This window comes from Yersinia sp. 22-579, from assembly GCF_030433455.1.
GTDB lineage: Bacteria > Pseudomonadota > Gammaproteobacteria > Enterobacterales > Enterobacteriaceae > Yersinia > Yersinia enterocolitica.
Genome location: NZ_JAUJTZ010000009.1, coordinates 179,887 through 194,924, shown reverse-complemented (window position 1 = coordinate 194,924; position 15,038 = coordinate 179,887). Strand labels below are relative to the sequence as shown.

Genomic DNA, 15,038 nt, shown 5'->3' with positions numbered 1-15,038 from the left:
GGAGATAAATAATGAAGAAAATGAAGTGGGCGATTATATCAGGTGATGGTCTCCCAACCAGTGGTCTATTAACCATATTTAGAAATGTTGCTGAAATGGCAATAAAAAACAATATAATCACTTATGAAATACCCGCAGACCTAGGATTTTCATGGCGGCCAGATAAGGTTAATTTCTTTCCTCATGGGAACCCAGAGTCACACTATCCTACCTGGATGAAAGTAAGTTCTATTCATCAGTATTCAATGTGTAATGAAGACTATGGTAATGATTTTACTAACATAAGAAATAAAATAGCCAAATATGACCAGTTAACACACGAAGAAATAAAAAATATCCAGAAAGATATATCTTTAATATCGGAACAATATCAAAATTATTTTATTAGTTGGCTTGAGGATAATGATATTGACTGGCTTTTCTGTTTAAACATGACACTGTCTGATGCCGTACCCGTTACTCAGGCTATTCATAATGCCGCAAAAAGATATTGGGAAAAGAAAAGATACGGTGGTGTCATATTCTGGGATCATGATCTTTTTGGTAGCTATGCTATTTATGAGAATGCCGAAAGGTTATATCCAAAATTTCCCAACATACTAACTCCAGTACCACAAGATAATAGCTATACTAAATGGATAGTCGCATCTGAATCTCTGGCAGATGAATGTCGATATTACCCAACAGAACTAGTGGCAAAATTCATCCCGAATATATTGCCTTCTATAGATGAATCTAGTTTTAATAATCTTCATAGTGAATTTTTAAACCAACATAATATCTCCGCAGATTCGACGGTTATTATCGCACCTGTCCGGGTATTTAGAGTTAAAGGTCTCGAAATATCAATTGATATCTTCAATTCATTACTTGATATTTATAAAGAAAAAAGTTTATGTCTTCCTAAGTTACTTATCTTCGGGAGTATGAATGAAGACCCTGAGTATGCAACTTATCTAAAAGAGCAGGTGAATGTATTACATCTTGATAAGGATATCATTTTTCTGGATGAAGTCCCGCTTCAAACTTATAGAAATAAATATAATAAATGGTGTTTGGACGAAATTGACTTGCTCACCATTTGCCATGCTTTATCAGGTGCTGTTTTGTTTACGCCGAATGTAAAAAATGTTGAAAGCGTCGGTTTAGGACCAGCGCTAGCTGCGATTTATACTATCCCATGTGCCGTAACAGAATACTCTGCGTTTACTGAGTTTTATGGTTCCGAATACTATCATATAAAAGTTGATCCAGGCTTCCCCAGAGATACTGCACAACAGCTATTTGAATGGATGCGCATGCGTGCTGCAGGTGAGATAGAAATAAAAATGCAGCTTGTCAGTAATAAGCTTCTGACTCAATCAAAATTCCCTATAAGCCCATGGGAAGATTTTATACATCAATTAAGACGAGAGTCGCACGATTCCAACATAAAACCATTAGTTTTTAAGTAAACATCACTGTTTAGAGGTTACATAATGAATATTACTGCATCGGCAACATCGAAAAATTCAGCAAAAACCCCTGAAAAAATTGATATTCTAATATTGGCTGGAGGGATGTCAGGTTTAGAGTTAGCAAAACATTTAAATAATAGAGAAGTAGAAAATATTGCTATTATAGAAGCGGGGCCAGCTGATGATTGTAATCATATAAATGCAGGGGAAGATTTTCAACGAGCGGATGAATTCTGGAAGAATGAGGACTCTGATAAATATGCTTACCGCTCGTGGCAATCTTTAAGTGAGCCACATTATTCGAAAGGAACATGCTTGCGGCGCAGAGTGGGCGGCAGGTCACTTTATTGGCATGGCGTTATTTTGCCAATTGAGTCCGAAATTCTTAAGTATTGGCCAGAAAAAATTGCCAGCGACCTCAGCGAGAAGTGGTTAGATGGCCCATCCCTTTATACACAGGTGCAGTCAGACATATTAGCTTGGGCAGAAAAGAGCTATGATACAAACTATCGCTTTAAATTTGCTAATTTTGAATTCAATATCGCCCCGCAGGCCATTCGAACACTAGGAGAAGCTGAGCGCTGGGAAGCCTATTCCCCCCTATCCTATTGGAAGCAAGATAATAAACTTAGAGAATCCCCACTTATTATTTCCGGGTATGAAGCTGTCGCGCTTATTATTGCAAATAGAAAATGTATCGGCGCTAAGTTAAGAGACATAGCATCTAATGAGATACATCATGTATTGGCAGATAAATGCGTGCTTGCTTTAGGGACAATTGAAAACTCACGTTTAGCTACTCAAGCGCTTTATGATTCGGGGATTTTGATAGAGAAAAAACTAACGGGCCTTGTTGATCATATAGTTCAAGGATTTAATGTCACCATTGAGCATGATAAAGTCCCAGATAAACTCGATAAATTAATTGAGAGTCATCCCGACACTATATTTTTTAGCCCTAGCTTAAGTGGTGAGCGTTTTAATTTGTTTTTTACTATCAACAAATCAGATCTTGGAATTGAATTAGAAGCATGGACGATGGGTGAACAAATCCCTTCTGTTCATGCAAACATCAGCATAGCAACGAATGGTGAAACCATGCCATTATCCATTTCATGTGATTTGGGGGATGCAGATAATATCCTGATTAAAAAAGAGAAACATGAATTAGATATATTCTGGCGTGAAGTATGTAGTAATGCAAAAATCCCATTCGAGCCTTTAGATTTTCAAACAGGGTTTATTATCCATGCTCGTACAATGGGAGAGGTCCACCAGCAAATAAGATCGCCATTGCGAATAGTCAATTACAATGTCCCAATAACATGGATTAGTCCTCTGGGAACAGAAAATCATGAAGGTAGCACATTACCCTTAGGTGAAATATTAAATGACAATCATGAATTCAATCAAATAAATAATCTATTTGCTATCGGCCCTAGTACATTTCCGCGCCCCGGTGCTGCTAATCCATCATTAACAACACTCGCACTATCTCGGCGGCTCGCTTATATACTTAACTGACAATATTGTAATTGATAAGGATATTAATTATGCATAAACCTATTTATATTCTTGGCACTGCCCTATCCCATGATGGTTCAACCTGTCTAATGAAAGACGGAGAAATTATATTTGCAATAGAAAAGGAAAGAATATCAAGAGTCAAGCATGATGGTTTTAATGATAATACCACCATTCAATACTGTTTAGATGCTGCGGGTATTACATATAATGACCTGACATTAATCGTAGAGCAAAATTCTCATAACCCTATCTTTAGCGAGCAATTAGAATATCGGAAGAATAGGATTCTGCCTCCTATGGTGCCTGTTGTGACCCTTTCACATCACTTGGCCCATGCTTATAGTGCAATAGGGACATCTCCTTTTGATGATATGGGGGTTGTAGTTATTGATGGACATGGTGGTAGCATAGATAGCTGTAATGATATTAATGGGGATATCTATGGCACTGATAATATTCATTATAATAATCGTTACCGTTATTGGGAAACATGCAGTTACTATGTATATCAAGATGGCAAAATGCTGCCAGTTTTTAAAGACTTTTCCCGCTGGGTTAATCGGAAGGATAGAGAAATCTATCCCGTTTCAACATGGGAAATAGAAAATTCTATCGGTGAATTTTATGAGGGAATTGCCTTATATATTTTTGGTGAACTTGACTGTGCGGGTAAATTAATGGGCCTGGCTCCCTATGGCAGAGAAAATGCTATCAATTGGCAACCGTTCTTTTTCAATTCAGGAAAAATAATATTACGTAATGACTGGTGGATAAATATCGATCCATTACTAAATACTCACCCAGCACACTTTAAAAATAACTTCCAATATTATGCAGACCTGGCCTATTGGGCACAAACCAAACTTGAAGAAGCTTTATTCTACCTGTTTAACTATTATTACCAACTTCATCCTATGAAAAACTTCGCTTATGCCGGAGGGGTTGCGTTAAATGCCACTGCGAATGAAAAACTTATTAATGGGTGTGATTTTGATAACTTATATATTCAACCTGCGGCAGGTGACAATGGGCTTTCCATCGGATGTTGTTATTATGGTTGGCTGGAGGTCCTTAAAAAAGAACGAGTCAAACATACTGGTTCGCCGTTTTTTGGTAAGAACTATAATGATATTAGCGTAATAACTGAACTTGAAAAACACAACGACAAGATTGAATACACTTATTGTGAAAATATTGAAGCCATGGCGGCCGCCTCTATTGCATCTGGTCAGGTCATTGCATGGTTTCAAGGGGAGTCTGAATTCGGGCCGCGTGCGTTGGGAAACAGAAGCATTCTTGCCGATCCCCGCTGCGGGCAGATGAAAGATCACATTAATGCCAATGTGAAGTTTCGGGAAGATTTTAGGCCTTTTGCACCCGCGATTTTACATGAAAAAGTGCAAGAGTATTTCCACTTAAATCATGATAGTGACTACATGTTATTTATTGCCTATGTAAAAGAACAATACCGAACAGATCTCCCTTCTATCGTCCATGTTGATGGAAGTGCTCGCGTTCAAACTGTTAAAAAGGATATCAATAGAAAATTCCATAAATTGATAACTTCTTTTTTTGAGCAGACTAAAATACCACTATTGCTAAATACTTCACTCAATACCAAAGGTATGCCAATAGTAGAAACACCCAAAGATGCAATTGATTTATTTTTGAATTGCGGTTTGGATGTTTTGTTTATCAATAATTATAAGGTAGCGAAGAAACAAAGTAGCCAATAACATTTCTCGTTAAAATTTCGAGGTTTTATATGCAAGATAATATATTTCCCATTCATAAAAAAAACAATCTAAGAATAGGTATTATTCATTTATCTACAGAAGGAATCCAAATTTTCGTTGGGGGTGTCGGCTCTTATATCAGAGGACAAATCCAGGCACTACCTGAGGTGATAGCCTTTTTGTCCACCCATAACATCTGTCTGGAACCGCATTTTATTGAGATTGCATACAGTAAATACAATACATTTTTTGATATTGATTGCCACACTCATTATATAAAAGAAATTCATAAACTAGGAGGAACATTCTCAACGGTACCAAACATGACTTTGGGTAATGAAACAGCGTGTTTATGGCCTTACGGTGATGCTTTTCTCGGTAACTTACAAAACTGGAAAATATCCTCAGCTGCCGCCGCCGCAAAGATTATTGATATTAGTGAGAATTACGATATTACCCTGGCATTTTGCCATGAGTTACCATTTTCATTTACCCCTTTAATTGTCAGCTTACATACTGCTGTTGAAGGAGAGAATTTAAAGGTCATCTATGTTTCTCATGGCACAGCATTCAATCATGAAATGCCATTACCTAATCCTGACAGACTTATGGCTGAATCATTGCCTGTTCAATGGGCAAAGATTGATCCTAATATCAAGCTAGGTACTATCAGCAATTTTCTGGCCGATCATTTAGTTTCACAATATGGTGCTGATCCTCAAACAATGATACCGGTTCCCGCAGGGGTAAATATCAACGATCCATGGTTTCGGATACGCAGTGAACAAGAGATTTGCGACACGCTATCCGCTTACGGAATATCACGCGAAAAACCGCTGGCTATTACGCTTGGCAGAGGCGTGCATTATAAGCGTTATGATTTATTGCTGACGGCAGCCAGTTATCTGGGTGATGATATTCATGCCGTTATCGTCAGTGATCCTGTGTTGCCGGAGTTATCAGTATTAGCCAGTCAACTTGATATACACGCTTCGGTTATAAATTCATTTGATCGCGAACTGATGGCCTGCCTGATTCAGTGGCGTAATACGCGGGTGTGTGTTCTGTCTGCCGAAAATGAGCCAAATGGATTAATTCCTATGGAGTCGCGCTGGTTAGCCAGAAAGCAGGGGGCGATATTAGTTGCCGCCGACTCAGGTGGCCTGCGAGAACAAGTTGAACACGGTATTGATGGGTTCCTGCATATTCCGGGGGATGCTATAGATTTGGCTGAAGTGATACACCATGTATGCCAATTAACAGAAAATGAAATAGCTGATATCAGGCAAGCAAGCGCCACCCTAATCGCAGAACGCTATAACTGGAGAAAACAGATTCTAACGCCACTGAGTCACTTAATTCCTCAAATAGCAGCCCTAAATTGAGGCTGCTATTTCAAGGGGGTTATATGTGTTGAAAACTTACGCCGCTTACTGGAGTTTGAGTACTCCAGTTGCGGTATCCAATAGGGCGTTTTGACCATTGCGACTGGCATCAAGGCAACCCATAGCCCCCACTAGCATCGGAATATCCAATTCTGTTGCCAAAATCGCGCTGTGAGAGAGGATATGCCCACTACTTAAACAAATACCTTTTACATGTTGGCGATTTAACCCAATCATTTGTGAAGGGAATAACTCCTCCGCTAACAGTAAAATTTCACGATCGACTGAAAAGGGAACTGGCGGCAACCCGGTCAAATGGCCCAAAACACGATTAAGAATATCGCGAATATCCAGTTCGCGGACACGCAAATAGTCGTCAGTCAGAGCCTGATAGTCTGCTACCATGCTCATCAACTCATCCTGTAATGCCGATTCTGCGCACACCAACTGCTGTTCTATCCGCTTATCCATCGACGCATATAATTCTTCATCATCAATCAGCATGGCATGGGCATTGAAGATAGCTGCTGCCTGAGCACTAATTTGCTGTTCTGCCTGCTGCGCCAACTGCTGCAAATCCGCCACGGTGTGTGCTAAAGCCTGATGCAAACGCAATTGTTCGTTAGCAACGCTCCCGGCATTAATGGTTTGCGGTAAGAACACCGGAATAGCAGGTAACCACTGGAGTACTGGTGCAGTGATGGTACCACGAGGAACCATTACACCCGTGAATCCACTATCACTGATGGTGCTAACAGACTCACCAAAATGCTGATGGGCCAGTTGCATAAAAGCATCCAGCGCCTCTCCGGCTTGCTCACCACTGGCTAGCAGGCGAATGGTATCTCCCTTACGTACTTGCAAAATGGCGAGCTGATTCAGGCTACGCGGATTCACACATTGACCATTTTTTTCCAGCAACAAATCTGCGGCAAATGGCGCTAATACTTCAACCAGTTTGGCCGCTGGCCGGACATGTAACCCGTTAGGATTGCGGACAACCCAACTGACACTTTGTGCATCGGGAGCAGCCTTAGCCACTACCGCACTGTTAGCATCGGGTGCAATGCCCTCACCTAACTGAGCCGCTTTTGCCACCAATGCCCCCATAGCTTCAGCACGTACCTCGGCCAGTGAAGCACCGGATGAAGCTGCCACCACCGCGGCCAGAGTCCCTTCGACCAGTGGGGCTGCGCAGAGCTGCACATTTCTTGCCATCTCTGGGTCTAATAACTCCAGTGCGGTTTCGGCACTGAGTAATGCGCTGCCTAAATCCATCAACACCAATACACCCGATGGGGAGTAGACCGATTCAATGGCTTCCATCACTTTGATGGCATCCGTGCCAATAGGATGATCCACGTCGTCTACACCGGCGGCCACCGCCAACTGGCAGCCCCCTTGTGTCATTTGCTGTGCCAGTTCGGCCACACCCTGAGCCAGCAGCGCGCTATGAGAAACTACAACGAGATTGACCATCTTTCCTCCTGATTACCTTATCGGTTGGGCCATATTAGTGGCTGGCAACCTGCCATAGAGCCTGCATCATCAACATCGCCGATGTCGCCCCAGGGTCTTGATGGCCAATGCTGCGCTCGCCAAGATAACTGGCGCGGCCTTTGCGGGCCTGCATGGTGATAGTTCCCGCCAATGCAAGCTGTGCACGTTCGACACTTTGCTGCAAAGCATCCACCAGTGGCACGCCTTGCTGATTTGCCTGTTCAAGCTGTGCCACGACAGCCCACCAAACATCACACATGGTTTTATCGCCCGGCTCAGCCTTGCCACGCATCACCACCCCTTCGACGCCATCTTTAAACATCTGACAGACTGCTGGCAGATCCAGGCTCTGTTTGGCATTGGTACTTTGTGCCGCACGAATAAAGAAGGTTCCGAATAAGGGGCCACTGGCACCACCAACACTTGAAAGCAGGGTCATGCCGGTATTTTTCAGGATAAAACCTATGTCTTTATCCGCAAAAGAGGGCAGTTTTTCGACCACTTTATTAAAGCCGCGATTCATATTCAGGCCGTGGTCGCCGTCACCAATTTCGGTATCCAACTGTGTCAGGAAATCCCGCTGTTCACTGAACACCTCAGCGCAGAGCTGTAACCAACTGACAATTTGTTGTTTGGTAAGTCCCATAGCTTTCTCCTGATGCATTATTTTTTAACCAGCGCAGGGGTATTGACCGGCGCATCCCACAGTGACAACAGCTCATCATCAACTTTCAACAGTGTGATGGACATACCCTGCATATCCAGTGAGGTGCAATAAGAGCCGATCAGTTTGCGCTCGACGGTCAAACCGAATTCAGCGCAGCAAGCGGCCAAACGATGCCAGACACCATACAATTCTGACAGAGGTGTCGCCCCCAAGTTATTGACCAGAGCAATGACTCGATCGCCTTTCGCCAGTGGCTGCTTACTTTGTTCTGTTTCGCACCAGTCGCCGGCTTGTCTGTCCCAATGACGCAGTTTGCGCTTATAGTGACCGTGTTCAATCAAGGTATCGAACATCGCATCCACCGTATCATTCAACGAGGTAAATGGCCGCCGCTCAATGCCGGGCTCACCGTGGATCCCTACGCCAAATTCCATCTCGTTTTCAGCCAAGGTAAAGGACGGTTTACCCGCGGCTGGCACAGTACAAGCCCCCAGCGCGATACCAATAGAATGCCCTTGATTGTTGATTTTCTGGCCGAGTGCTACGCATTCATCCAATGAATCACCACGAACCGCAGCCGCACCGAGTAACTTTTCAATAATAACGGTGCTGGCTACACCCCGCCGCCCAGCGGTATACAAGCTGTCTTTCACGGCGACATCGTCGTCAATCACCAGTGTTGCCACTGCGGTACCATCGCCATGCAGCAGTTCTGCCGCCGTTTCAAAATTAAGAATGTCGCCAGTGTAGTTTTTAATCAGCATCAGAACGCCTTCGCCACCATCTATGGCTTGACCGCATTCATACATTTGGTCTGGGGTGGGTGAAGTAAAAATCTCACCAGGGCAAGCCCCATCCAACATGCCTTCCCCGATAAACCCACAATGCATAGGTTCATGGCCACTGCCACCACCTGACATCAGCGCGACTTTTCCTTTCACTGGCGCATCTCTGCGGGTGACAAAAACGGGTTCCTGATGCAATTTCAGCTCAGGATGGGCCTCTACCAGCCCCTTAATTTGTTCCTGCAATACACTCTCAACGCTGTTAATTAATTTTTTCATTTTATGCTCCGCGAACGGGAATGCCTGGGAAAGAGAGCAGCCGATGATGAGGGACACCGGCATACTCAGTCAGTTAACTTGTCTGTCGAATCACTTAATTGAGGAAAGCCTGGCCTAAACGGTCAGCCACAATAATAGCGGCATACACACTGTCTGCTGTGACGGCAAACGGCATATTGTGAATAGTTTCACCCTCAGCACAGCTGGCCTCAGCTACCGCGCGAATTTTGCGTTCGATATCCTGTGAAACACCCATTTCGGCCAATGTGATTGGTAAACCTAATTGTTGGCAGAATGAGAGTACAGTTTCGATCTCTTCCATACTGCTATTCTGTAACACCAGCTGTGTCAGGGTGCCGAAAGCGACTTTTTCACCGTGGTACAGGTGATGACACTCTTCTAATACAGTGAAGCCATTATGAATGGCGTGAGCTGCCGCCAGGCCACTACTTTCAAAACCAATACCACTAAGATAAGTATTGGCTTCGATGATGCGCTCCACGGCTTCGGTAACAACCCCTGCTTCGACAGCCAGTTTGGCTTTGTAGCCTTCTGCCAACAGGGTTTCGTAACACAAACGAGCCAGAGTGACGGCGGCTAATGTCGATGCACCGCCCGCCATACTGATGGCCTTGGCATCAAAACAGGCCTGAGCTTCAAAGTAAGTAGAAAGCGCATCGCCCATACCGGAGATAAGCAAACGTACCGGCGCTTTGGCAATAATCGCAGTGTCCATCAGCACGATGTCTGGGTTTTTTGGATAAATCAGATATTCGGCGAACTCACCCTGTTCGGTATAAATCACTGACAGAGCACTGGTTGGCGCATCGGTAGAAGCGATAGTCGGTACCACAATCACTGGGATATGTTGATAGTGAGCAATCGCTTTAGCTGTATCGAGGGTTTTACCGCCACCGATACCAATCACTCCATTACATTTATGTTTTTTCAGTTCAACTGTTAAGCGCTCAATTTCGTGGCGGGAACATTCACCGTTAAAGCGGCTAAAATGATTTTCCAGCTCACTGCCTTGCAGGCTGGTACCAACAGCATCCGCCGTTAGCTTCATCACAAAATCATCAGCAATAATAAAGTAGTTATTAGCCAGTAACTTAGCAAATTCACCAATGGATTGTAGTGCATTGGCACCTTGAATATATTTAGACGGAGATTGAATGACTTTCAGCATACCTTGCTCCTATAGCGTAAGAGAGAACGTAAGAATGAATCTTTTTTTAGGGTCAATTTGATGAAACTGGAACCACTATAAGCGCAAAAAACAGGCTGAGAATCGACAGTTAAAACGTTCCAAAATGAAACTGTGTTAGGTTAATGATGTTTCATAGTGAAACGAATGAGTGAAGGGTGAGGGGCAGGAAGAGAGGTAGTGCACAGAATGCTTTATGAGCATCAAGATGAATCAATATCGTTTGATATAAGACAAAAAAACAGCCCCAAGAATGGAGCTGTTTAAGTTATTTCAGACACGAGGCTCTCAGTTATTCACTAACAGGCTCATCATGCGCCTTTTCTTTTGGTTCCGGATTCATACAGCTATATATCACTGGCAACACCAGTAGGGTCAGTACGGTTGCAAAGCCCAGACCGAACATAATCACCACCGCCATACTCTGGAAGAAAGCATCGCTGAGCAGCGGGGCCAGCCCCAAGACCGTGGTAAATGCAGTTAACATGATAGGGCGCAAACGCGCAGTGGAAGCATCAATAATGGCATCACGCAGCGGTTTTTCCTGCCGCTGGAGGCCAATTTCTTCCACCAGCACAATGCCGTTACGTATCAACATCCCACTCAGACTCAATAGCCCCAGTAAGGCCATAAAACCAAATGGAATACCGGTGAGCAAGAAGCCCACAGTCACACCAATCAGTGCTAATGGCACCGTCAGCCAGATAGCCAGCGCGTTACGCACAGAGCTAAACATCAAGACGGTCACCACAAACATAATCAGGAATGCTATCGGCAAACTGATGAAAATACCCCGTTGTGCTTCTTTGGTACTTTCGTAGTCACCGCCCCATTCAAGTTCATAGCCGCGCGGCAATTGAATAGACTCAACCCCTGGCTTGATGCGCTGTAATAACTCAGCTGAGGTTTCGCCCCCTTGCTGAGTTGGATCAGTTTGCACCGTCAATGTCCGTTTGCGATCCAGCCGCATGATGAGGGGATCTTCCCACTCGGTCTCAAAACTGGTCACGACGTTATCGATCGGGATAAAGGCCTGGCGTGCCTGACTCCAGACCATCACATCATTGAGTCGTTCAGCATTGAGCCGCTCGGAATCCGGTGTGCGCAACACAATCGGCATCAGGCGCGTCCCATCACGGTATAAGCCAACCGGCAAGCCACCAAAGCTCATGCGCAAGGTGCCATCAACCTCGCGTTTATCCACACCCAGCTCGCGGCCCAGATAATCAGAGAATTGAGGTCGGATCATTTTGCTACGATCTTGCCAGTCATGCCTTGCACCATCAGCCATCGGATCGGCAATGATCGCTTTTTCCGCCTGAGCGGCCAAAGAACGCAGCACCTCGGGATCAGGGCCAATAAAGCGGGCTTCAATCGAGCTGTTGTTTGACGGCCCGAACATGATACGTTTTATCTGCGCATCAACTTGCGGGTATTCGTCATGCATGTAGGCTTCAATTTCATCAATCAAACCCGGTATTTGGTCTAGCTGCTCGGTTCGAACCATCACCTGCGCATAGTTAGGATAATGACGCTGGGCGTTATAAGTCAGCATAAAGCGCATCGCGCCCTGACCGATTGTCGCCATGGTGTCAGCCACCCCTTTTTGCTGCTTGATGTACTGCTCAACCTTATCCGCCACTCCTTCGGTATAACCGATATCTGTGCCATACGGCAGCCAAATATCAACAAAGAAGATAGGTGTGTTAGACGGTGGGAAGAAGCTCTGGCGAACGTTACCAAAACCCACTACCGATGCCACTAACATCGCCGCCAACAGCACCAAAGTGACCGCTCGGTATTGCAGTAATTTATTCAATACCACCCGATAATAGCGGAACAACCAGCCATCATAAGGTTGCTTAGCCGGTTTATCCTCATCCACCTTCGCAGGCTTTTGGTTCTGAAATGCCCACTTAGAAAACACCGGTGTCAACGTCAGTGCGGTAATCCAGCTCAACATCAGCGAGATTAACAACACTTGGAATAGCGATTTACAATATTCACCAGTTGCATCGTTGGACAGGCCAATCGGGGCAAAGGCCAAAATGGCAATCACTGTCGCGCCTAACAGCGGCATCATCGAGCGCTTCACGACATTGCCGATCGCCGTAGAGAGACTTTCGCCGCGCTGGCGGCCCACCACAATCCCTTCCACCACTACAATGGCGTTATCCACCAACATACTTAGCGCGATAATTAGCGCCCCTAGCGACACTCGCTGTAGCTCGATATTAAACAGCCACATAATGAGCAAAGTGCCAAGTACGTTCAGTGCCAGCGAGATGGCAATCACCACACCGCTGCGTACCCCCATAAAGATAAGTAGCGTGACAACAACAATGAGCAGTGCCAGCAGGAAGTTAAGAATAAAGCCGTTGACCGCCCCCTCAACTTCATGGGACTGATCATAAAACACATTGATATGCATGCCTGACGGGCGTTCACCTTCCAACTGCGCCAGCCGAGCTTTAATCGCATTACCCACATTCACCACGTTGACGTTCGGGGCGAATGAGATCCCCAGCGCCAATGCAGGCTTACCGTTAGCGCGGTAAATATTGGTAGGTGAATGACCAAAACCTTGTGTCACTGTCGCGATGTCACGTAAGTAAACGCTTTTTGGGCTACCGGGTTGGCTGACCAGTAAGTTCCCCAGCTCTTGCACACTCTGGAATTCTCCGGTTGGGTGCAAGCGAATCGACTCACTACCCACCTGTAGTTGGCCGGCATCGGACACCACATTCTGACGAGCAAGTAAGTCGGATAACTGTTGTGGTGTAATACCTGCGGCGGTCATCTGGGCGCGAGAAATCTCCACCTGAACTTCTTCAGGCAAGATACCGACAATCCCCACTTTACCGACCCCCGGCACCAGTACCAACTCACGCCGTAATTGCTCGGCAAAGTTGCGTAAATCCTGATTACTGTAGCCATCACCGGTGAGTGAGAAGAAGAAACCATACACATCGCCGAAGTCGTCGTTGACCATCGGCGCACTGGCACCCGGTGGTAACCGCACACTGTTATCATTTATCTTACGCCGCAATTCATCCCAGATTTGCGGTAACTCATTCGCCCCATATTGCGCACGAATATTAATAGTAATTTGCGATAAGCCCGCACTGGAAATGGAGGTGACATCATCGACATAAGAGAGTTCCTGAATGGCATTCTCCAGCGGTAACGTGACTTCTTCTTCAACCTGTTGTGCCGACGCGCCATCATAGCGGGTGACAACGACTGCCGTTTTGATGGTAAAGGCCGGATCTTCCAACCTGCCTATATTGAGATAGGCAATAATACCCCCAACACCCAGCAACAGAATCGTTAGCCAGATACGGGTACTATTATTGATATAATTATCAAGCAGCTTCATTAGAGACCCCGCTCACGTACCCAAGCCCGAACAACTTGATTAGGGCGAAGCTCACCAGTGCCAGCTGCGACAATTTGCTCACCATCTGCCAATCCAGAAGTGATTTGAATGCCGTTCGCTGTCAACTGACCCACTTGCACGTTGCGTTCTTCAACGTGCATCTGGCCATCATCATTCTTAATGACCCAAACACGCGCATCATTCAACTGGGCACTGTCAGGGTTAAATACCGCTTCGACGGGGACTACAATAGTCGGATGGTCAGTACCAGACAAATTGCCAGAGTTGATTCTGACCCGGCCACTGATACCAGAAAGTAATGGCATATCTGGTGGGCGCTTCATGGTGAGTGTCACTTGGAAAGTCTGGGACGCTGAGGTTGTTGAGGTGGTATGTTCTTTATATTCAGCAACAAATTCGCGCCCCGGCAGATGATTAAGTAATACCGTTGGCTTGTAGTTGCGGTTGCTGATATCGAGGGTGGTAAACAGGCGTTCTGGCACACTGAAAACGACATCCAGTGTATCCAATGCGCTTAGAGTTGCCACCGGCTGGCCTGGGGCCATGACCTGATGGTTTCGCGCATTAACATTGGCGATAATGCCATCGAACGGGGCGGTAATCGTGGCATCACTGAGTTCTTTTTGTGCAATTTCCAATGCTGCGCGAGCAGATTCCATCTCGGCGCGGCGAACATCTAACTCAGCGCGTGAGACAGCCCTTTGACCTTGCAAGGTATTGAAACGATTAAACTGATCTCGTGCCAGATTAAAGGTGGACTGACGATCCCTAACGCGCAGAGTCAGATCAGTATCATTCAACTTGGCAATTACCTGACCTTTTTTCACTTGCTCACCTTCACGAACCAGCAGTTGTTGTAGTTGCCCGCTACGTTTAAAGGAGAGTTGAGTTTCATCACCCGCTTGTAGTCGCGCAGGGAAATAACGAGTCCCATTTTGTCCACTGTCTTCCACGATAAATATTTTTACCGGACGGACACTTTCCACGACTTCTGGGGGAGTTCTGTCGCAAGCAGCGAGAAGAAACGTTAATAGCAAGGTAACGACTGTTTTTATCTTCACTATAAGATCTCGTTGAGTCAGATTTTCAAAGTTA

At 45.2% G+C, this 15,038-nt stretch carries 10 protein-coding genes; 4 read left to right on the top strand and 6 right to left on the bottom strand.

Translation table 11 applies throughout. The annotated features are described in order from the left end of the window. Window positions 1-11 precede the first annotated feature (11 nt). The 4 genes from QSV56_RS13000 to QSV56_RS12985 are packed head-to-tail and all read left to right on the top strand — an operon-like array spanning window position 12 to window position 6,105. A complete protein-coding gene (locus tag QSV56_RS13000) occupies window positions 12-1,454 on the top strand; it encodes a hypothetical protein (protein ID WP_301212641.1) in 1,443 nt (480 codons plus the stop codon). A gap of 24 nt (window positions 1,455-1,478) precedes the next feature. Continuing rightward, the gene (locus QSV56_RS12995; protein ID WP_301212639.1) at window positions 1,479-2,981 is read left to right on the top strand and encodes a GMC family oxidoreductase; all 1,503 of its coding nucleotides are present in this window, start codon (window positions 1,479-1,481) and stop codon (window positions 2,979-2,981) included. Window positions 2,982-3,010: 29 nt separating this feature from the next. Further along, window positions 3,011-4,720 (top strand): carbamoyltransferase C-terminal domain-containing protein, encoded by a 1,710-nt coding sequence (locus QSV56_RS12990; protein ID WP_046695474.1) that lies wholly within the window; start codon window positions 3,011-3,013, stop codon window positions 4,718-4,720. A 29-nt stretch (window positions 4,721-4,749) separates the two neighbouring features. Then, the gene (locus QSV56_RS12985) at window positions 4,750-6,105 is read left to right on the top strand and encodes a glycosyltransferase family 4 protein (protein ID WP_195765890.1); all 1,356 of its coding nucleotides are present in this window, start codon (window positions 4,750-4,752) and stop codon (window positions 6,103-6,105) included. A gap of 45 nt (window positions 6,106-6,150) precedes the next feature. Here QSV56_RS12985 and dhaM read toward each other — a convergent pair whose 3' ends face one another. The 6 genes from dhaM to QSV56_RS12955 form a co-directional block, all read right to left on the bottom strand. After that, complete coding sequence (gene dhaM, locus QSV56_RS12980; protein WP_050121544.1) at window positions 6,151-7,584, bottom strand: dihydroxyacetone kinase phosphoryl donor subunit DhaM; 1,434 nt, start codon at window positions 7,582-7,584, stop codon at window positions 6,151-6,153. Between the two features lie 34 nt (window positions 7,585-7,618). Beyond that, window positions 7,619-8,251, bottom strand: coding sequence for a dihydroxyacetone kinase subunit DhaL (gene dhaL / locus QSV56_RS12975; protein WP_019080613.1), 633 nt, complete (start codon window positions 8,249-8,251; stop codon window positions 7,619-7,621). A gap of 17 nt (window positions 8,252-8,268) precedes the next feature. Then, window positions 8,269-9,336: a dihydroxyacetone kinase subunit DhaK gene (gene dhaK / locus QSV56_RS12970; protein WP_050334883.1), complete on the bottom strand. Its 1,068-nt coding sequence runs from the start codon at window positions 9,334-9,336 to the stop codon at window positions 8,269-8,271. A 94-nt stretch (window positions 9,337-9,430) separates the two neighbouring features. Continuing rightward, window positions 9,431-10,525: a glycerol dehydrogenase gene (locus tag QSV56_RS12965; protein ID WP_011815496.1), complete on the bottom strand. Its 1,095-nt coding sequence runs from the start codon at window positions 10,523-10,525 to the stop codon at window positions 9,431-9,433. 310 nt (window positions 10,526-10,835) lie between these two features. Continuing rightward, window positions 10,836-13,922 (bottom strand): efflux RND transporter permease subunit, encoded by a 3,087-nt coding sequence (locus QSV56_RS12960; RefSeq protein WP_050321788.1) that lies wholly within the window; start codon window positions 13,920-13,922, stop codon window positions 10,836-10,838. After that, entirely contained in the window at window positions 13,922-15,004 is a 1,083-nt protein-coding gene (locus QSV56_RS12955) for an efflux RND transporter periplasmic adaptor subunit (protein ID WP_076706788.1), read from the bottom strand. Before QSV56_RS12955 ends, QSV56_RS12960 begins: the two co-directional genes overlap by 1 nt. Between the last annotated feature and the right edge of the window lie 34 nt (window positions 15,005-15,038).